At 50.7% G+C, this 19926-nt stretch carries 21 protein-coding genes; 12 read left to right on the top strand and 9 right to left on the bottom strand.

The window, feature by feature from the left end:
* Positions 1–51: 51 nt before the first annotated feature.
* The 5 genes from ACJJIL_RS00240 to cysK all read right to left on the bottom strand — a co-directional run bounded on the left by ACJJIL_RS00240 (position 52) and on the right by cysK (position 3286).
* Positions 52–657, bottom strand: a complete 606-nt coding sequence (locus tag ACJJIL_RS00240) for an outer membrane beta-barrel protein (RefSeq protein ID WP_238152084.1) — start codon at positions 655–657, stop codon at positions 52–54.
* 51 nt (positions 658–708) lie between these two features.
* Positions 709–966 carry a type II toxin-antitoxin system HicB family antitoxin gene (locus ACJJIL_RS00235; protein WP_108734877.1) on the bottom strand — a complete coding sequence of 86 codons (258 nt, stop codon included), beginning with the start codon at positions 964–966 and terminating at the stop codon, positions 709–711.
* 219 nt (positions 967–1185) lie between these two features.
* Positions 1186–1389 (bottom strand): hypothetical protein, encoded by a 204-nt coding sequence (locus tag ACJJIL_RS00230; protein ID WP_108734878.1) that lies wholly within the window; start codon positions 1387–1389, stop codon positions 1186–1188.
* Between the two features lie 104 nt (positions 1390–1493).
* Positions 1494–2330, bottom strand: coding sequence for a 3'(2'),5'-bisphosphate nucleotidase CysQ (gene cysQ, locus ACJJIL_RS00225; protein ID WP_445360899.1), 837 nt, complete (start codon positions 2328–2330; stop codon positions 1494–1496).
* Positions 2331–2368: 38 nt separating this feature from the next.
* A complete protein-coding gene (gene cysK, locus ACJJIL_RS00220; RefSeq protein WP_444918511.1) occupies positions 2369–3286 on the bottom strand; it encodes a cysteine synthase A in 918 nt (305 codons plus the stop codon).
* 202 nt (positions 3287–3488) lie between these two features.
* On the opposite strand from cysK, the gene ACJJIL_RS00215 reads away from it, so the two are divergent.
* The 10 genes from ACJJIL_RS00215 to ACJJIL_RS00170 all read left to right on the top strand — a co-directional run bounded on the left by ACJJIL_RS00215 (position 3489) and on the right by ACJJIL_RS00170 (position 12939).
* Positions 3489–4154, top strand: a complete 666-nt coding sequence (locus ACJJIL_RS00215; protein ID WP_445360898.1) for a lysoplasmalogenase — start codon at positions 3489–3491, stop codon at positions 4152–4154.
* Positions 4155–4232: 78 nt separating this feature from the next.
* Positions 4233–4916 (top strand): GMP/IMP nucleotidase, encoded by a 684-nt coding sequence (gene yrfG, locus ACJJIL_RS00210; protein WP_444926194.1) that lies wholly within the window; start codon positions 4233–4235, stop codon positions 4914–4916.
* A gap of 15 nt (positions 4917–4931) precedes the next feature.
* A complete protein-coding gene (locus tag ACJJIL_RS00205; RefSeq protein ID WP_444915246.1) occupies positions 4932–5309 on the top strand; it encodes an Hsp15 family ribosome-associated heat shock protein in 378 nt (125 codons plus the stop codon).
* An 85-nt stretch (positions 5310–5394) separates the two neighbouring features.
* Positions 5395–6888 carry a S1C family serine protease gene (locus ACJJIL_RS00200; RefSeq protein WP_444915245.1) on the top strand — a complete coding sequence of 498 codons (1494 nt, stop codon included), beginning with the start codon at positions 5395–5397 and terminating at the stop codon, positions 6886–6888.
* A 19-nt stretch (positions 6889–6907) separates the two neighbouring features.
* Entirely contained in the window at positions 6908–7354 is a 447-nt protein-coding gene (locus ACJJIL_RS00195; RefSeq protein ID WP_445360897.1) for a DUF4124 domain-containing protein, read from the top strand.
* A gap of 110 nt (positions 7355–7464) precedes the next feature.
* Entirely contained in the window at positions 7465–8343 is an 879-nt protein-coding gene (gene hslO, locus ACJJIL_RS00190) for an Hsp33 family molecular chaperone HslO (RefSeq protein ID WP_445360896.1), read from the top strand.
* Between the two features lie 292 nt (positions 8344–8635).
* Positions 8636–10183 carry a phosphoenolpyruvate carboxykinase gene (locus ACJJIL_RS00185; protein WP_445360895.1) on the top strand — a complete coding sequence of 516 codons (1548 nt, stop codon included), beginning with the start codon at positions 8636–8638 and terminating at the stop codon, positions 10181–10183.
* 186 nt (positions 10184–10369) lie between these two features.
* Positions 10370–11050 (top strand): hypothetical protein, encoded by a 681-nt coding sequence (locus tag ACJJIL_RS00180; protein WP_445360894.1) that lies wholly within the window; start codon positions 10370–10372, stop codon positions 11048–11050.
* Positions 11051–11066: 16 nt separating this feature from the next.
* Positions 11067–11777: a D-Ala-D-Ala carboxypeptidase family metallohydrolase gene (locus ACJJIL_RS00175; protein ID WP_444895775.1), complete on the top strand. Its 711-nt coding sequence runs from the start codon at positions 11067–11069 to the stop codon at positions 11775–11777.
* 82 nt (positions 11778–11859) lie between these two features.
* On the top strand, positions 11860–12939 hold the full coding sequence (locus ACJJIL_RS00170) for an AI-2E family transporter (protein ID WP_413663709.1): 1080 nt from the start codon (positions 11860–11862) through the stop codon (positions 12937–12939).
* A gap of 73 nt (positions 12940–13012) precedes the next feature.
* Here ACJJIL_RS00170 and ACJJIL_RS00165 read toward each other — a convergent pair whose 3' ends face one another.
* On the bottom strand, positions 13013–13603 hold the full coding sequence (locus ACJJIL_RS00165; protein WP_445360893.1) for a bestrophin-like domain: 591 nt from the start codon (positions 13601–13603) through the stop codon (positions 13013–13015).
* Positions 13604–14096: 493 nt separating this feature from the next.
* Here ACJJIL_RS00165 and ACJJIL_RS00160 point away from each other — a divergent pair, with 493 nt between their 5' ends.
* Positions 14097–14618, top strand: a complete 522-nt coding sequence (locus tag ACJJIL_RS00160; protein WP_444915240.1) for a peroxiredoxin family protein — start codon at positions 14097–14099, stop codon at positions 14616–14618.
* Positions 14619–14685: 67 nt separating this feature from the next.
* Here ACJJIL_RS00160 and ACJJIL_RS00155 read toward each other — a convergent pair whose 3' ends face one another.
* A complete protein-coding gene (locus tag ACJJIL_RS00155) occupies positions 14686–15021 on the bottom strand; it encodes a PAS domain-containing protein (protein ID WP_444906941.1) in 336 nt (111 codons plus the stop codon).
* A gap of 200 nt (positions 15022–15221) precedes the next feature.
* Here ACJJIL_RS00155 and ACJJIL_RS00150 point away from each other — a divergent pair, with 200 nt between their 5' ends.
* Positions 15222–17120: a hypothetical protein gene (locus ACJJIL_RS00150; protein ID WP_445360892.1), complete on the top strand. Its 1899-nt coding sequence runs from the start codon at positions 15222–15224 to the stop codon at positions 17118–17120.
* Between the two features lie 69 nt (positions 17121–17189).
* On the opposite strand, the gene ntrC is transcribed toward ACJJIL_RS00150, so the two are convergent.
* Together ntrC and glnL are read right to left on the bottom strand one after the other, a co-directional pair.
* A complete protein-coding gene (gene ntrC, locus ACJJIL_RS00145) occupies positions 17190–18596 on the bottom strand; it encodes a nitrogen regulation protein NR(I) (protein WP_445360891.1) in 1407 nt (468 codons plus the stop codon).
* Positions 18597–18599: 3 nt separating this feature from the next.
* On the bottom strand, positions 18600–19682 hold the full coding sequence (glnL, locus tag ACJJIL_RS00140) for a nitrogen regulation protein NR(II) (protein WP_413663715.1): 1083 nt from the start codon (positions 19680–19682) through the stop codon (positions 18600–18602).
* Positions 19683–19926: the final 244 nt, after the last annotated feature.

The raw sequence follows: 19926 nt of genomic DNA, 5'->3' as shown, positions 1-19926 counted from the left end.
ATTTCTACGAATAAATTATTGAGAAAAATAGGTTAAAAGGCGGAGGGCATACTAAAAGCGGTAGGAAAAATTCAAACTCAGGGTACGCAGATGCCCGAGGTTAACACGTTCTATTTTGCCAATATTATTGTAGTTATACTCTAATGAAGTATCGAAATCCTGAGTCCACATAATTCGGTAACCCACTCCGGCATTCCAAAAAGTATCACTGCCACTGGCATCAATAATATAGATATATCGATCATCCGGATAAAATGGTGGGTATTCTCGATACCAATAGCCTCTTCTTATAACATTGTTCAAATCCACATCGGCATAATTATATCCCACCATCCAATAGAGACATTGAACGTGACAATTCAGGGTAAAATCAATTTTAAAATTTAAACCTACCTGATCTACTGTGACATGATTATCATCAAAATGTGACGCCCGCAGCTCAACTTGCCAGACTCCTACCGCCGGCGTAATTCCAAGGCTGACATAGCCAAAAGAATCCCGCTGCTTATTTAACTGCTGCTCGCCACTCCCAAAACCAACGGTACCGATAATCCGGTACTCTCCCGTGGCGACACCATCAAAAGGATTATTCGCCTCGAATCCATAACTGGACGCAGCTATAAAAAAGGAAAGCAGGTAGACGGATAGCTTTATCATCGCCACTCACATCAAAAAGCCAGTCATCAAGTTCAAGCTCAGTGAATTATTTCAAGTTGTTTCTACATCAATAATGGCCCAGACGCCTCCTACAAAAGCCGGGTTTTTCTTCAGGTTGTCTACATCACCTGCTTGCGGCATTGGCTGTCCAGCCTGACGGAGCTCTTCCAACCGCTGAAAAATCGTTTCAGCCATTTTTTGCAGGGTCCCCTCAAGGGTATCGGCATAGCAGTGGCAATGCGGCAGATCCGGTGCAATGGCACCAAATCCGGCATATTCAATATTGTGCACCACAACCGGGTAGCGCATTGAAAAATACTCTTATGTATTAGCTTTCCAAAGCGTAGACTGCTTTACATTTTACGGGGGAATTTGGCAAGGAAATTAGCTAATTAGCTGGGAAATAATATTTCGCGCTGGCACAGATTCAACACTATAAGTGACAGCACTGAGTAGGAAGAACTGCCGTATTCAAATTAAAACCTGCAGCACTACAGTTTTTCACACAAGAAAATATTTGGAATTTAGTTAACGGGGCATTCTACCTAATAGGGCCCGGCGGGAAAATAGCATGCTGTTATAGGTGCGCCGCAACGCAATATCATTTGCATCGACTGCATTGGAGAGGGCTTCAAAATGCCGCTGCAACCAGTTTATTTCCTCCTCCAGTTCCCGACGCAAACAGCGAATTTCACCTTTATCCTGGTTAAAGCGCAGATCGGGTCCAGACATCAGTGAGCCTCCTGAATTTGGAAATATCCAGATCCCCTTTAAAGCCTCCACCAGTGGTGGTGGAGGCACAAATATACTCTCTATATGTTTATTGGTGTCACACCCTAAGCAGCGGACTTATCCAGCAGTAGGGATTGCCAATCAAAAGAAGAATCGCCAATTACATAGAAAAAGGGATTCAGCAGAGAGTCTTTAGTGTTGTAGCGCAACAAATTAAACTCTTCGTCCACAACAATACCACCTGCTGCTTCAACTACAGCCTGAGCTGCCGCAGTATCCCACTCGCAAGTAGGAGCGAGGCGCGGATACAAATCTGCTGCACCCTCAGCAACCAGGCATAATTTCAGCGACGAGCCCATATTTTTGCACTCGACAGCACCCAGTTCAGACTCGATACGTTGTACCAACTGGTCGACGGTGCCAGTTCCATGGCTGCGGCTGGCCACAAGCTCAACAACTTCACTATTATCCAGGCGCGGCTTCAGTGGGCGCACCCGAATGTCAATTTCGCCATTGGCATCGCGCTTAAAGGCTCCTTCGCCCTTGCAGCCGGCATAAGTGATATTCAGTACCGGTACGTAAACCACCCCCAAAACGGGCTCGCCATTTTCGATTAATGCGACATTTACGGTAAATTCACCGTTGCGTCGGATAAATTCTTTGGTGCCATCGAGCGGATCGACAATCCAGTAACGCTGCCACTGACTGCGCTCTTCGAACGAGGGCATTTCCTGCTCTTCTGATAAAACCGGTACTCCCTCGATAAGCTGTGCTAACGCCGGTTCCAGTACTTTGTGAGCGGCCAGATCTGCGGCAGTTACTGGGGAATCATCTTTCTTTGTCTCGACTTCCAACTCAGCGCTGTTGTGATAAACCTCGAGAATCGCCTCTCCCGCGCGTTTGCAGATATCTATCACCTGCTCCATAAGTGCTTTATCCATTACAACTCCATACTCTTTGAATTCACCATTATAAAATCTTAGGCGGAGAAAAGGTCCTGAACGGACAGATAGCGCTCACCAGTGTCATAGCTGAACACCAGTACCCGGCTGCCCGCATCCATCTCCCCTTCGCGCTTTTTCAGGGCCGCAAGGCTGGCACCGGAGGAGATACCCACAAAAATTCCCTCTTTTAATGCGCAACGACGCGCCATTGCAAAACTGTCTTCCTCACTCACCAATACAGTACCGTCGAGTACTTCCGTATTGAGTACCTGGGGTACAAAGCCGGCGCCGATACCCTGCAAACGATGCAGGCCTTTCTCTCCACCGCTAATCACCGGTGATTTCTCCGGCTCTACCGCATAGACCTGTAATTTTGGAAAGTGCTCTTTTAAGACTTCGCCACAGCCTGTGATATGCCCGCCAGTACCTACACCGGTAATCATATAATCCAGCCCCTCAGGAAAGTCTGCCAAGATTTCCTTGGAGGTAACATCCCGGTGCACCTGGACATTGGCGCGGTTATTAAATTGTTGGGGCATCCAGCTATTTGCATGTGAGGCCAATAACTCCTCCGCCTTAGCAATAGCGCCGCCCATACCGCGCTCTTTAGGTGTAAGGACCAATTCTGCGCCCATTGCTTTCATGACCTGGCGACGCTCTACCGACATAGACTCCGGCATGGTCAGGATCAGGCGATAATCCTTCACGGCAGCAACCATCGCCAGTCCAATTCCCGTATTACCAGAGGTCGGTTCGATTATTACCCCACCGGGCTGCAGGGCTCCACGACGCTCCGCATCCTCAATCATCGCCAAGGCAATTCGGTCCTTAATACTGCTGCCCGGATTAAAGCGCTCTACCTTCATCCAAACTTCTATATCGGGGCGAAAGAGGTGATTGATTCTTACGTGAGGGGTATTGCCGATTGTTTCCAGAATATTGGCCGCTTTCATCGGTGAGGCTCTCCATGACTAGTGCTCAAGGCAAACAACTGCCGGGCATGTATTTTCGATGCTCCATATTACCCCAGAAATGTCCCGCGGCCGGCACTGGAGAAAACTCAATTGGAATTAGAGAGTACAAGCTATCGATGATGCGAAGGAAAACCGTTAAATTGATGGGGAGGTATACAAAATAAAAATAAGGTAAGTACCTATGTCCGTAGAAAATTCCGCACCCCAGCACAACTTTCGCAATTACCTGGTACCGATGTTCCTGGCCAGTGCCACTTTATTCATCTTTCTGGATACCTGGAAACTGGATAACTTGTGGATGCCCGCGCTAAAAGCGCTGCCGATACTGTGTTTAATGATGATTGCCAGACTGGAGCTGCGGGGCAAAACCCTACTGTTCACTTTCCTAGCCCTCACTTTCTCCGCCATCGGGGATGTAATCCTCGAAATGCAATTCCCCCAACACTTTGTATTTGGACTGGGTGCTTTTCTCATTGCCCAGCTAATCTACGCGCTGGGCTTCCTTCGTTTTGCGGAGCCCCCCAATCGGCGCAACCTTATTCGGACACTGCCTGTAGTGATTGCCGCACTGCTTTTGGCGCAAATTATCCTCCCTGCTGCAGGGGACTTAGCACCGGCAGTAATGGCTTACCTGCTGGCTATCCTCGCCATGGCGGTCGCAGCCGCAATGCACAAGGGCGACTCCACCCTGCTATTTTCCGGGGCAGTCATCTTTATGGCTTCAGACACATTGATTGCTATTAACAAGTTCATCACCCCACTACCACTAGCCGATGCCGCCATTATGCTCACCTACTACAGTGCGCAACTATGTATCCTGTACGGAATCCACCGCGCCCAGGCATAATGCAAACGATCCGGGAAGGCAGTGGCAAGCCAACTAAACTTGTCTTCCCGCCCCATCTCAAAGAGGTAGACAGCTCCCATGCTCGACTGGCGAAGTATCGATACCGTATTGCTGGACATGGACGGCACCCTGCTGGATTTGCATTACGACAACCACTTTTGGCTCACGCACCTGCCCCAGCGCTACGCTGAAGTCCACGGCTTTGACCCACAGGAAGCCCAGCAGAAGCTCGAGGCTGAGATCAATGCCCGCCGCGGTACGCTGGAGTGGTACTGCCTGGACTTCTGGGCGGAAAAACTGGAGCTGGATATCCTCAGCATATTGCGCGAGATCGAGACCCGCATCGCCCTGCGCCCTCACACTGAGGCGTTTCTGAGCGGCCTGCAACAACTGCAAAAGCCCACCTACCTCGTGACCAATGCGCACCGTCAAGGGCTGGATCACAAGCTGGAGATCACCGGTATCGACCGCTGGTTTGACGGCATCATCTCCTCCCATGATTATGGACATGCCAAGGAGAGTGCCAATTTCTGGGACTCTCTGCGAGATAACCTGGAATTTGACCCGGAGAACACCCTGTTTGTCGACGATAACCAATCTGTTCTGAGCGCGGCCCAGGACTACGGTATCGCCCACCTATTGTGTATTCGCCAACCGGATAGCCGCGGGCCCAAACGGGAAATCACCAACTTCCCGGCGATCCATCATTTTGATGAGATCATGGCTTTTAACCGCAGCAGACTGGACACCGGGTCCGCCTGATTTCACAAGGAAACCATGGAAAAAGTACGTATCGATAAGTGGCTCTGGGCCGCACGCTTCTTTAAGACTCGCAGCATTGCCAAGCAGGCGATAGAAGGTGGAAAAGTCCACGCCGATGGCCAGCGGGTCAAAGCCAGCAAGGAAGTCACTACCGGTGTCAAACTGAGCATCCGCCAGGGCTGGGATTTACTGGAAGTTGAAGTAATCGCTCTATCGGATCAGCGGCGCGGCGCCGAGATTGCGCGCACCTTATACCGCGAGACCGAAGACAGTATCGCCCGTCGGGAAAAAGAGAAAACCGAGCGACAGGCAGCCAATGCCGGGATACAACAGGAGCGGCCCAATAAAAAGCAACGCCGCCAGATACACCGCTTCCTGCGGGAACAAGAGTAGACTCAGCAGACAAAAGTGGTGAAATTTCCGCCATTTCCCACTTTAGCTGCTAAACTGCCCCCACTTAACCGGATAGAAAACAGCCATGTTGAAACGACTGATCGCCATTTCCCTGCTGGTTTTGCTCGGTACCCAAACCGCCCTAGCAGACAGCCGAGAACACGAGCAGCTCAAGCGCTCAATCATCAAGATTTACACCACCGCCGCCGCCCCGGATTATTTCAATCCCTGGGCCCTGCTCAACCCCAAGCAGCTGTCCGGTTCCGGTGCCGTCATCCGCAACCAGCAAATCCTGACCAACGCACACGTAGTGGCCAACGGCAGCTTTATCCAGGTACAGCGCCACGGCGATGCAAAGAAATTCCGCGCCCGAGTGAAATTTGTCTCCCACGATGCCGACCTCGCCCTGCTGACCGTCGATGACGAAAGCTTTTTCAACGATACCCGCCCTTTGGCCCTCGGAAAATTACCCGACCTGCAGGAAGAGGTCACCGTCTACGGCTACCCAATTGGTGGCAAATCCCTTTCGATTACCCGCGGAGTACTCTCCCGCGTGGAGCACCAATATTATGCCCATGCGGAAAGTTACCTGATGGCGGGCCAGATAGATGCGGCCATCAACCCGGGCAACAGCGGCGGTCCGGTTATCTCCAATGGCCGCATCGTCGGCGTGGCCATGCAAACCAACCAGAGCGCTGAAAACCTGGGTTACTTTGTCCCCCCCAGCGTGATCGCTCATGTCTTAGAAGATGCCAAGGACAATGTGCACCAAGGGTTCCCCGAACTGGGACTGGTAACCCAGAGCCTGGAAAGCCCATCGATGAAAAAGGCCGCCGGTCTCGAGGAAGACCAGGATGGTGCCATGGTCGTTAAAGTATTCGACAACTCCCCCGCAGCCGAAGTGTTCAAACCCGGCGATGTCCTGCTCGAAGTCGATGGCTTTAAAGTAGCGGCGGACCGGACTGTGGAGTGGAGGGAAAACCAGCGCACCAACTACCACTACGCCGTGGACCGCCACCATGTCGGTGAACGTTTACCGGTGCGCTTCTCCCGCGATGGTAAAGAGCAGACCGCTGAGGTCACGCTGGCCGCAACACCTCCCTCACGCGCTATGGTGCTGGGAGAGCAATTTGACCGCCAGCCCCGCTACTATATCTACGGCGGTGTTGTCTTTGTGCCCCTGAATATGAACCTGATCAAACGCTGGGGCAAAAACTGGCACTCCAAGGCGCCTATTGACTACCTCTATGCCCGCAATCAATGGAGTGACGAGGAACGCCGCGAGCTGGTCGTCGCCCTGAAAGTACTGCCTGCCAATGTGAACCTCGGTTACCACGACTGGAAGAACTGGATCATCGACTCAGTAAATGGCCACAGCATCAAGGACTTCGACGAGTTCGCTCAATTGATGGAAGGCAACAAGCAGGACTTTGTAGATTTGCGCGACCGCTCTGGATACCGGATGGTCTTGGATTCGGCAGAGGCCCAGGAACAGCAGCCTCTGATACTGCAGACCTACCATATCCCCCAGCGCCATTCACAGGGGTTGTTCAGCCAGCTGGCCAATAAAGAAGAATAAACATCGGGAGAGGCAAAGGATGCCCATAAAGTTACTGTACTTATCCAGCTTTTTTGGCGGTCTGCTCCTGACCGCCAACGTTAATGCAGGGGAACTGTATCGCTGGGTCGACGACGATGGCCGGGTGCACTTTGGTGACCGCCCCCCGGCCCACGCAGAGGCCAAGGATATTTCTGGCAACCTGACCCCCATTAATTCTGCCGATGCCACCACAGCACCCAGGCGCAGCCAATCGGAACAGCCGCGGAATATCGAACGTCAATACCAGGAGCGCTTAAATCGTGAAGCGCAGGAAAGACAACAACAAAGGGACAAGGCCTGTAGCAAGGCCCGCAGAAACCTAAAAATATTACAGGGCCGGGTCGTATTTTTTGACGACAATGGCAAGGAAGTACGCCGCACAGAGCGGGAGCGCGAACAGATGGCACTCGACTATCAACGCCAGGTCAACCGCTATTGCGGATAAGTTAGCCGGCCCCCAGGGGCGCGGCTTCCCCCCATTACTCAGCGACAGCTACCATTTAGGCATATCCACCTCTAAAATCCTGCGGTTTTAATACCGAGAGCCCCCGACCTATGTCCGATCAGCTGGAACGCTTTATTTTCTCCAAACACGATATTCGCGGACAGGTGGTGACACTTACTGATTCCTACCGCGATGTACTGGAACACAACCCGCTGCCTACGCCAGTAGCCCGCCTGCTGGGGGAGTTCCTCACTGCAGCCAGCCTGCTTTCAACCACACTGAAGTTCGAAGGTGTCCTGAGCCTCCAGGCCCGTGGCGAAGGCGATGTGCCGATGATTATGGCGGAGTGCACTCACCACAGCGACCTGCGCGGCATCGCCCGAGTTGCCGAGGGTGCACAAATCGACGAAAACGCCACCCTGCGCGATATGATCGGCCCCCGTGGAGCCCTGGCCATTACCCTTGAGCCAAAGCGCGGTGAGCGCTATCAAGGTGTGGTTCCCATGGAGCAGGACAACCTGGCCGGCTGCCTGGAAGACTACTTTAAGCAATCGGAACAGCTGGCTACCCGCGTATGGCTGGAAAGCAGTGACAATACCGTCGCCGGTCTTATGTTGCAGATTCTGCCGGGCAATAATGCCGCCACGGAAGAGGAAAATCAGGACGCCTGGGAAACAGCGATTCACTTAGCGGAGACCGTAACTGACGAGGAGTTATTTAACGTTCCCCACCCAGAGCTGATTCACCGCCTATTCCACCAATTGGAGCCGGCAACCCTGGGTACCGACACTATTCGCTTCAAGTGCAGCTGCTCGAGAGAGCGCAGCGCCCGCGCGTTGGTTTCCCTGGGTGCAGAGGATGTCTACCGCCTGCTGGAAGAGCAGCAGGGTGAGATTATCGCGGACTGCCAATTCTGTAACACCCAGTACCGCTTTGACCGGGATCAAATTGAGTCGCTCCTCAACGCTCCCCCCCACACTCTTCACTGATCCTCGAAGGGCTGCGCAACCGCCGAATCCTCAGCGCAGCCCTACCACCTGACACCCCTAATCCCCCCCATTAAATTCAAAAAAAGAATAATCAGGGGTGCAGCCATAAATGGTGTGAATTTAGGTCGACATTATTTTCCATGACAGCGCTGTCATTGACTACAAAATAGCCATAGTTGGTATCCGCATATTTTGAATTTTGCAATAATGCGCCCCCAAAATTTTCTACGGCTGTCTAAACCTTGGGCAGCCCCATTTTATTTACTGTCCAACTTTCACGGGTATTCCACGAATGGCACAGATCGACGACTCCGCGATGGTCTTCAAGAACCTATCACCGGCACAATTGGTAGAGCAGGCTCTGACGCGCGGCGAGGGCAAGCTGTCAGATACAGGCGCTCTGGTGACTGAAACCGGCGCACGCACCGGTCGCTCCCCGGCTGACCGCTTTGTTGTAGAAGAGCCCTCCACTGCCGACAGCATCGCCTGGGGCAACGTCAACCGTCCTTTCCCGCAGGATAAGTTTGACGCCCTGTGGGATCGTGTAGAGGCTTTTGTTGCTGGTCACGATACTTTTGTTCAGCACCTGCATGTGGGCCAGGATGAAGACCACTACTTGCCAGTGGTAGTGACCACCCAAACTGCATGGCACAACCTGTTCGGCCGCAACATGTTTATCCGCGCCGAAAAGTACAACCCCAAGTCCAAGGAAGAGTGGCAAATCCTGCACGCTCCTCACTTTGTCTGTGAGCCCGAGCGCGATGGCACCAACTCCGAAGGCTGCGTAATTATCAACTTCGGCCAGCGCAAAGTACTGCTGGCCGGCATGCGTTACGCCGGCGAAATGAAGAAGGCCATGTTCTCCGTACAGAACTTCCTGCTGCCAGAAAAAGACGTAATGCCAATGCACTGCGCGGCTAACGTCGGCGAAGATGGCGATACCTGCCTGTTCTTCGGCCTGTCCGGTACCGGCAAGACCACCCTGTCCGCAGATCCCGAGCGCTACCTGATCGGTGACGATGAGCACGGCTGGACCAAGGGTGCCGTCTTCAATATGGAAGGTGGCTGCTACGCGAAAACCATCGACCTGAGCCAGAAAAATGAGCCGGTAATCTGGGATGCCATCCGCTTCGGCGCCATCGTTGAAAACGTGGTAACCAACGATCACGGCACTGCTGACTACTGCGACACCAGCCTGACTGAAAACGGCCGCTGCTCCTACCCGCTGGAACACGTCGAAATGCGTCAGCTGGAAAACCGCGCCGGCGAGCCAAAGAATGTTATCTTCCTGACTTGCGATGTATCCGGCGTACTGCCACCGGTATCCATCCTCTCCAAAGAGGCTGCGGCTTACCACTTCCTGTCTGGCTACACCGCCCGCGTAGGCTCCACCGAACTGGGCGCAGAGGCCGGTATCCACCCGACTTTCTCCACCTGCTTTGGCGCGCCGTTTATGCCCCGTGCACCGCGCGAATACGCAGACCTGCTGATGAAGCGCATCGAAGAGTTCGGCTCCAAGGTCTACCTGGTAAACACCGGTTGGACCGGCGGCTCCGGCGACAACGGCAAGCGCTTCCCGATTCCGGTAACCCGCGCTGTCGTTGCCGCTATCCAGAGCGGCGCCCTGGAAGCCGTTGCCACTGAGCACCTGGATGCCCTGAACCTGGATATCCCGATGGAAGTGCCCGGCGTGGACAAGTCTTACCTGAACCCTCGTGAAGCCTGGGCTGACAAAGCTGCTTACGACGATCAGGCAGGCAAGCTGGCCAAGCTGTTCGCCGAGAACATTGAGAAGTTCAATGTCAGCGAAGACGTTAAAAATGCAGGCCCTAAAGCCTAAGTAGAGGTTGTCGGGCACAGTGCGCTGTCCGTGACCCAAAAGCCGCTGCTCCCCCGGGAGCAGCGGCTTTTTTTGTGGCTGATCCCAAGCCCGCAGCCCGTCGATTTTTGCGGCTATAGTGAGTAAACAGGCGCCGACGATTTTAGCGTCGGAGGAAAAACTCTCTCAGCAGCAATCGCGAGCACTATGTCCGCAGGTAACTCGTTTACTCGCTTCGAAACTCTGTTCCCACACAAGCCGCCCGGGCAAAGAGTCAATCGGGTGGTCGTCAGTGCCCTCACTTTAATACTCAGTGCCATCCTGTTTACCCTCTGGCTCTATCTATTCCTCTCCTCGCAAGAGAAGTCCTATATCGAGCAGCGTGGCTATCGCCTCGCCAACGAGGAGACCTTTAACAAATTCCTGCGAGAGGGCAGTAACCGCTCCAGCGTACAAGCACTCAATCAGTTGCTTCGGGACCGGGGTGTCGCTGAGGTTTTTCCTATTCGTGATCTTCTGCGACAGGGGGGGGACTGGCTGGAACTGGGGGAACCCCCATTCGCCATACCACCCAGGGACCAATGGTCCAATATTGTGAAAACCCTCACCCTGGTACGAGACCAGGTAATACCGCTAATTGGCCCTGTCACTGTGGTTTCCGCTTACCGCACTGATGCCTACAACCGAAAACTGGCGACCGAAGACCAGCCCCGCCACCGTGACTTTTGCGGGCTGGACTTAATTCCGAATTCCAATATCGGTAAAAACGAACTCGCTGAAGAGCTAAGCACACTGCACGCACGCCTCGGTCCCGATAGCAATGTCGGGATGGGCCTGATTGACGATGTCCTGTTTCATGTCGATACCTGTGGCTATCGCACCTGGTAATTGAGGGAGCTGCCCGATGGTTATGCAAAGTAACAAAGAGTGCGTAGAAATCGGCCAGCGTCAACTGCGCCGGCGGATCATCATCATTGGGGCAATCGCACTGGCAATTCTCACCGGTCTATTTGTTTTTACTTACGAACGAGCGCGCGAGGCTGATGACCGGGTGAAATCCCCTATCGATATCCTACCGCTGCTAATGATCCCGGAGGTTTACGATATCCAGGGCTATCCGGCAGCTTCCGAGAGGGCATTCAGCCGCTTCCTGAGCAAAGGCAATAACCATGCACGCTTTACTCAACTCAAAAAATTCCTGCGCTCCAACCGGGTTGAACAGGTTGTGCAACCCTATGAGCTATTGCGTCAGGGCAGTGACTGGCAGGATTTGGACGAACCCGCATTCGCCATCCCTCCCAAGGAGCTCTGGTGGGGCATCGTAAATACTCTGCGGGTAATCGAGCGGGAAATAGTGCCCCGCGTCGGCCCGGTAACAGTGGTCTCCGGGTGGCGCACAGTGGATTACAACCGTAAAGCCGGGGGTTCCAAGGGAAGTAAACATCTGCATTTCTGCGGGCTGGATATAGTTCCGAAAAAGAAGTTCTCCCGAGAGCAATTGGTGCCCGTACTGAGGGATATCCACAAGCGCAACGGCCGCGAGTGGCAAATGGGCCTCGGAATCTATCGGGGCATTCGATTTCACGTGGATACGTGCGGATATAGGCGCTGGTAAAACCCCACTGCATCTGCTTAGATAGAGCAAAAATTAGGCGCCCTACCACTGGGCTGCCGAAAGAGAAGCAGAGGAAGTCGCAGTGCAAGAAAAACTGGAAAGGCGCTCATTTATATTGACCTTGTTATTGGTCAGCGTAGCTTTTTTACTCCTAATAAAACCCTTCTTTACCCCTATTTTTTGGGCTTGTGCCACCGCACTGATTTTCTACCCCGTGTACCGTCTGCTGATGCAGCGCTTTCCCAATTCGCCTAATTTAATGGCTCTGCTAACCCTGTTTATGTGTATCGTTCTATTGGTGATACCCGTATTGGTAGTGGCCACCTCTTTTATTAATGAAGCGGTAACTCTGTATCACCGGATCCAGGAAGGACAAATTGATGTTTCTAAATCTTTTGAACAGATTCGCAGTGCTTTCCCCAGGGTTAACAGCACGCTCGAAAGTATTGGCGTGGATGTCGAGGAGGCCAAGCAGCGCCTGATGGGTGGAGTGATGAATGCCGGTAGCTTCGTCGCAAAAAATGCGATTGAGGTCGGACAGAATACTGTTAACTTTTTCGTTATGTTGGGTTTAATGCTTTACCTCACCTTCTTCCTGATTCGCGATGGCGAAAGGCTGGTAAACCTGATCATCCATGCCCTACCACTGGGTGATGAGCGCGAGCACCTTTTGCTGGCAAAGTTTGCTGAAGTCACTCGCGCAACCATTAAAGGAAATCTGGTAGTCGCTATTACCCAGGGCGGCTTGGGCGGAATTATTTTCTGGGTGCTGGGTCTACCGGCACCGGTGCTTTGGGGTGTATTAATGACACTGTTGTCATTGTTGCCCGCCGTCGGTGCCGCATTGATCTGGTTCCCCGCTTCTATTTACCTCTATGCTATTGGCGAACCCATGAAGGCAACGATTTTACTCGCCTATGGTTTCACCGTGATCAGTCTGGTAGATAACCTGTTACGCCCAATATTGGTGGGTCGAGACACAAAACTCCCCGACTATTTAGTGCTTTTCTCCACTGTCGGCGGTCTGTTTATGTTTGGAATCAGTGGCTTTGCGATAGGCCCCCTTCTCGCTGCACTATTCCTCGCCTTCTGGGAAATTTTTATGCGTGAGTTTGTGCATCCCGAAGATGTCTTAATGCCACAAAAACCTGAAGATCTTTAACCTGTTCCCCGGGGCGGAAAAGCCTTAATTCCGCCCCACCCAATTAATATGCAAAGTCAGCTCGCACAACAGCTCAGTGGGCAGCCTCCTGTAGCTCTTTCAGCTGCAAATTGAGATCGCTCATCGGCGACTGATCAACCAACAGTGCTCCCTCATTTGCCCGATCCAAATCCGCCACCAGTAAAATCACTGTTGAGAAAGTCAGGGCCAAAGCTATAACTACCTGGGCAGATCCCCCGCGACTTATCCCCAACTGGTATCCAATTGCCAGCATCGCCAAAATGGTCATAAAGTACAGGGAGAGCCAGAGTGGACCCGGTATACGGTATTGCAGCCCAACCACAACCCTGGCACGGTGCAGATCTACCATCCCGTTAACCTGCTCGGCAAACTGGCGTAAATAATCGGCATTGTAATCCTGTGCGATATGCGCCTCGATCAAACGCCAAAGAGCCTGGTGAATTTCCTCACTGCGAGCTACATCTTCCGGAGTGACGGCGATTGATGGGTCAATATCCCTGAGATTTGCATATTCAGCTATTAGGTCTCGCGCCTTATCCTGCTTATCAAATTGCAAAAAGCTCGCATTTAAATATGCGGCCTGGATGGTATTGACCTCCTGCAACAGCAATGCCTTGCGCTCATTAAATCGGTCGGCTGTCATATCAAGGAATCTCTGAATAACTCCGTGATACCTCTGGCATGCAGAGCGGTTCTCAATCAAGGCGCGGCTTCGCAGGAATGTCCAGACCTTTCAAGAAGTCGCAACGCGGAGTGTGAATCGCTCTGCAAGCCCCGAAGGCGGGCCTTGAAGGCCACAGCTGCTGCGTTGCAGCTCTTGCAAAGGACTGAGCCATTCGCGGCGAGCTGCGCCTAACATCTGCAGCCTTCAAGACCCGCAGAGGCATTACGGAGTTATTCAGAGGTTCCTTAGGTAAATGCCAAAACGAATGCGACTAGGCCCAAAGTGGCAGAGTATAGAAAAGGCTGTCAAAGCGCATTTAAGCCCCTGCAAAACGGCAAGTCCATAACGGTGCATTGACGCACCAATATTCTTACTTTGGCGCATAAAGCATAGCAGTTATAGCTGAGCTATTGGCCAGTTAGACCTTAGGGCAGTAGCATAGGCGTATCGGTAAACTACAAGGGAAATATTCGTGAAATATCTGCTGACTTTCTTAATTACGGCGTTTATCAGCCTTCCCACCCTCGCTCTGGAAGTTGGTGAAATGGCGCCAAATTTCACTCTACAGGGGTCTGATGGCCAAACCCACACATTGGCGGACCTCCAGGGCAAAAGCGCTGTTGTGATCGCCTGGTTTCCCAAGGCATTCACCCGTGGCTGTACCATAGAGTGTAAATCGCTCGCCCAAAACGGTCACTTGATCAAAGATTATGAAGTCACCTACTTTATGGCCAGTACAGATGACCTTGACGATAACACCCGATTTGCTGAAGAGAGCGAAGCGGACTTCCCGTTACTCAGTGACCCCACCGGTGAAACGGCTAAAGCGTACGATGTACTTATTCCTGTAATGAATATCGCCCGTCGCGTTACCATTTATATTGGTAAAGATGGACGAATTAAAAAAATTGACAAGGATATTAAACCGGCAACCAGCGCAGAGGATATAGCGCGAACGCTTGGTGAATTGGGAACTAAAAAAGTTTCAACCTGAAGGGTAATCCAGATCAATTACTATAAATATCAAATAGCTCAAATTTTGGGCTATTTGTATTGCAAAATCACTTTTTAATAGAAAAAGAAATTCCAAAACAACATTGCTCTCCTTCAAAATCCGCCAGCCACTTACACACACTTAGGTTAACTTCACCCAGGCTAGATTGAACGACATGTTCGAGAAGGTAATCGGGCTCCCCTGAGGAAAATACACGCTGATCAGCCTCACGTAACGCTTTGGCATTCTCTGCCCAGGCCAATTGGACATCAGTTTTACCAACCACATCCTCTCCAGCCAATTCGCATATCCTTTGGTTACCCCAAATATATTTCTCACTTTTATCTTTTACCCAAAACAAGAATGGAACGTCATCAACGACTTTCAATTCATCTCGAGTCATATAACACCTGTGGATTGCTCACATAAAGCATTTAATAAAAATAATAATAGCTGAGTTAATCGACCCCATAAGCTCATAAAAAAATAAAAGGAAAACTTAGCTATATAACTTAATGCATGCGTACCACTATTATGCCGTGCAATTTAACTTCACAAAGGTATCATACGGCCAATAATTAATATTGAATATAGAGAGAGGTTATGAAGGAACTGACCAGACACCTAACAATACTGGCAGCATCATCGATTCTTGTTAGTGCATGTAGCGGAGATGGAAGCAATTCATCTAGCCCAGAGCCGACACCAGAAGTACCATCAATTACCCTACATGGAGTCTTTGATGAAAGCTTCTCTGAGTTTCCAGAAATAACAGTCAGCATTGGCGAAAGCCAATATACTGCCGAGCAAACAAACAACAATGAATTCACGGTTGAAATAGAAGGCGGGCATAGCGACGAGCTAGTAACCATAATTGCGCAGGGTGCGGTCTCAGATGACTGGAGTTATAGTTTTAAATCCTATGCTGGGTCATTTAGTGAACTTTCGAGCCAAGCAATAAATAATGAAGTAAGCTACCTCAACAATAACCCGGGTTTAGTGTTAAACAGCTTATCAGCTTCGATCTCCAATCTTGCTGAGACATCTAACAACAACAGTGAAATCACAACCACTGAAGGCCTAAAAAAACATATTTTCGAAGTGCCTATGGAGGATGCTATTAATTTAGCTATATTCCTAAAAGGTGCAATTAATGAAGAGTTCTCAGACAACACGAACTTTTTCTTTCTCGAAGATAGATATTCAAATACGACAGACTTCATCAGAGATTATTCATTCTCAAAAGCCTATGTAGAAGACATAATTCAATCAAATCAAGAGTATGCAGATGAGCTTCTACTGGAAATCCTAGACAATAATTATTCTCACCAACAGAATTACAGGCTGAATGGATCCTTAGAAACAATCTTTTTGACTGGAAGCTCAGGCAGCGACAATTTAATACCCGGGGTCATCCAACTCAAGGAAGAATTACAAAATTCCGGTACAGCTAATTTTATTGGTATTGGAGAGTTCACTCTGTCACTGGATGAGAACGGTGACATTAATGGACAAATAGCTGACGGAGTAAGCTGGGGCAGGTTCAGCCTTCATAACTGTATAGATATTCGAAACAGCAACTTTAATACAAGGCATATTTATTCGACGCCATATAGCCAGGTACTGGAGATCAACCTCAATAGCACTTGTACAAGCCAGAGCGGGGAGCAATATGAATACAGCGAAAAAAGATACTTAAACACCATAAATACAAATTATTCCGCCTCCTGGGAATCAATTCCCAGTCACTTTTCAACTAAAACTTACCATCCAAATTTCTACCAAAACTGCAACTGCAAATACTTCTCTGGAAAGTTCAGCATGGACTCTGAGAATACTGGTAAAGAGAAATTTGGGCCGGATCTAAAAGAAGAAGAAACATTTTCAGCAGTTCTAACTAATGAATTAGTCATAAACTACGAAAGTGGCCAACAAACACGTTACATTCCCACGAGAACATTCGGAAATGCGACCAGGGTCATTGCCGTTAGCACAGGTAGCGATGGCACAACAGATATATTTTCTAGTTTTTTGGTTGAAGAAAATGACACACCACTTGAGGCTCCTCCATTAAGAGTGGAGACTCACACTTCATTTCCAACTCCCAATATTTGGGCAATCGTTTATTCCGATAATGGAACTATTCAACAAGAATTTACCTACCCTCTCGATCCATTCAATCCATTTTCTGACTATGACTGGATGACGGATGAACGCAAAGGCTCGTGGGAGATAGCAGCAGACGGCTCAATAGTTTCGAACCACTACTATGATCCAAATCTGGAAACGGAGGAGAATTCCACTGCTGCTTACCTGCCATCCTGCGAGGGACAATCTGAAGACTGCATACTATGGAAAAAAAGGCGATTACGACTTATCAATACCGATGAGGATATATACTATCTTGAATCTTACCTTGAAACCTTCTCTTCAAGACTAGAAGAAGGCCGGACAGATTATAAAAACGGCTTCATTGGCCGCTTTAAAAAAGTAGATATCTAAAACCAGCTGCAATCTATTTTAATTGAAAAATGTGCTTGGAGAAAAGTTTTCCCCAAGCACAAATTCTCTTTATTCCCCACCGATCTCCAATTCTTTTAGCTTCCGTGTCAAGGTATTTCTACCCCATCCCAATAGATCAGCTGCATCGCGTTTACGCCCAGCAGTATGCTTAAGCGCAATTTCTATTAACGCTTTTTCAAATGCGGGAACAGCCTCATTTAAAATTTCGCGCTGCCCAGAGGATAGGGCCTGGTCAGCCCACAAGCGCAGTGCTTTTTGCCAGTCTGCCGGTGTTTCTGTCGTCGCGCCCTGCTGATGCAACTCCTGTGGCAAATCTTCAATATGCACCTCGCGCCCAGAGGCCATCACGGTAATCCAGCGGCAGGTATTTTCCAGTTGTCGTACATTACCGGGCCAATCCAGCCCAGAGAGGTACTCCTCAGTTTCCTTGGTTAGGATCTTTGACTCCACCCCCAGATCTTTTGCCGCAGCATTAAAGAAATGCCTCACCAATCGCGGAATATCCTCACGGCGATCCGCGAGTCTTGGAATATGGATGCGAATAACATTCAGGCGGTGAAACAGGTCCTCGCGAAATTTATGCTGACATACCAACTCTTCCAGATCCTGGTGAGTCGCCGCAATAATACGCACATCCACTTTGACCGAGGTGTGGCCACCGACACGGTAAAATTCACCATCAGCCAACACGCGCAATAACCGGGTTTGCGTATCTGCGGGCATATCACCAATTTCATCTAGAAACAGGGTGCCACCATTGGCCTGTTCAAAACGTCCGGCACGCTGGGAGCTGGCACCGGTAAAGGCCCCTTTCTCATGGCCAAATAATTCAGACTCCATCAGGTCCTTGGGTATAGCCGCCATGTTCAATGCAATAAATGGCTTATCCCTGCGCGGACTGTGATTGTGCAGAGCCTGCGCCACCAACTCCTTACCGGTACCGGATTCACCGTTGATTAAAACCGTGATGTTGGAATGAGACAAACGGCCAATCGCACGGAAGACCTCCTGCATCGCCGGCGCTTCTCCAATGATTTCTTTACTACCCTGACCATTTTCCGGCTCAACCCGTTCTTCAGCACTCTGTTCGCTAGCGTGCATCAATGCGCGCCGGGTTACCGCTACGGCTTCATCAATATCAAATGGCTTGGGCAGGTATTCAAAGGCTCCCCCTTGGTAAGCAGCTACCGCGCTATCCAGGTCCGAGTGCGCAGTCATAATAATTATCGGCAGGCTCGGTCGTTCAGCCTGGAAACGCTGCAACAATTTAAAGCCATCGGAGCCCGGCATGCGGATATCACTGATTACTACATCCGGTGAATCGCTATAGAAATCATCCAGGGCCCGGTCGCCACTCTCGTAACACTGGGTATCAATTCCCTCACGCGATAGCGCTCTCTCCAGCACCCAGCGGATTGATCTGTCGTCGTCAATAATCCAAACGCGATTACTCATTCTCTAGGTTCCTGTATTAGCTAATTCGGTAGTCAGGGGCAGATAAATTTGGAAAATGCTACGGCCGGGTTGGCTGTCACACTTAATCAGCCCCTTGTGCTGATTAATAATGTTCTGGGAAATTGAAAGTCCTAGACCTGAACCCTCGGCGCGGCCGGAGATCATCGGGAAGAATATCCGCTCGCGAATATCCTCCGGTATGCCCGGGCCGTTATCTTCAATTTCTATACGGCAGACCAATGGACAGTTGCGGCGGCCAATGGTGAATTGGCGCTGGATACGCGTACGCAATACCATCTCCCCACTACTGAGGCCAATACTTTCATCGATGGCTTGCATGGCGTTGCGGGCAATATTAAGCAGCGCCTGAATCAATTGTTCGCTATCGGCGGGGACATCGGGAATAGACGGATCGTAGTCCCTGCGAATTTGAAGCTCACCGATACACTCAGCATCCAGCAACTGGGCAACCCGCTCCAGAACCTCGTGCACATTAACCGGTTGCAGTACTACCGGCTGGCGTGGTCCCAATAAACGGTCAACCAGATTGCGCAGGCGATCCACTTCCTCGATGATAATCTGTGTATATTCGTCTAACTCCCGGTCCGGCAACTCGCGCTGCAATAGTTGTGCAGCCCCGCGGATACCACCGAGGGGGTTCTTGACCTCATGGGCCATACCGCGAACCAGGTTTCGTGTCGTTTCCTGGGCACTGAGCAGCGCATCTTCCCTGGCAATTCGCAACAGGCGATCCATCGGCTGCACTTCCACAAGTAGCACAGAAAACTCGGGGACCGGGCTGACTGAGTAATCCACGGTTCGGGTTTCAAGATTGTTCAACCTCCAACTGGCCCGGCGCACTGTATACTTCTCATTTTTGCGCAATGCTTCCCGCATAGCCTCATAGGCAGTGGGAGATTCTCGCACCACCTCCTCCAACTTCGAGCCTTTAACCCGGGTACTGGAGGCGGCCAACAAGTCCTCAGCAGCATTGTTCAAATAGCAAAGCGATAGGTTTTCATCCAGCACCAACACTGCGGAAGTCAGGCTATCGAGTAATTGGCGCAACTGGCGATCATTCAGCATTCACAAAATTTCCGATTCATTCCGAGGCTCTGACCAAACTCCCTTTGGTCACCCCCAGCAAACTAGCGCTGTATCTAGTCAGTGCAAAAAGCAAACCAAAATGGCGCATATGCTGGCATTTGCAGGCGGGAACAACTTCAACCGGACACAATCGGTGCGCAGTTAGCTGCAGTGGCATAGCGAGTTATTCAGCTTAAAAAATGAGATGCCGCCAGTCACAGGCAGAATGCACCATAACGGTGCG

The sequence above is a fragment of the Microbulbifer maximicatervae (SeqCode) genome, from assembly GCF_052468095.1.
This window is presented reverse-complemented; position numbering and strand designations above follow the sequence as displayed.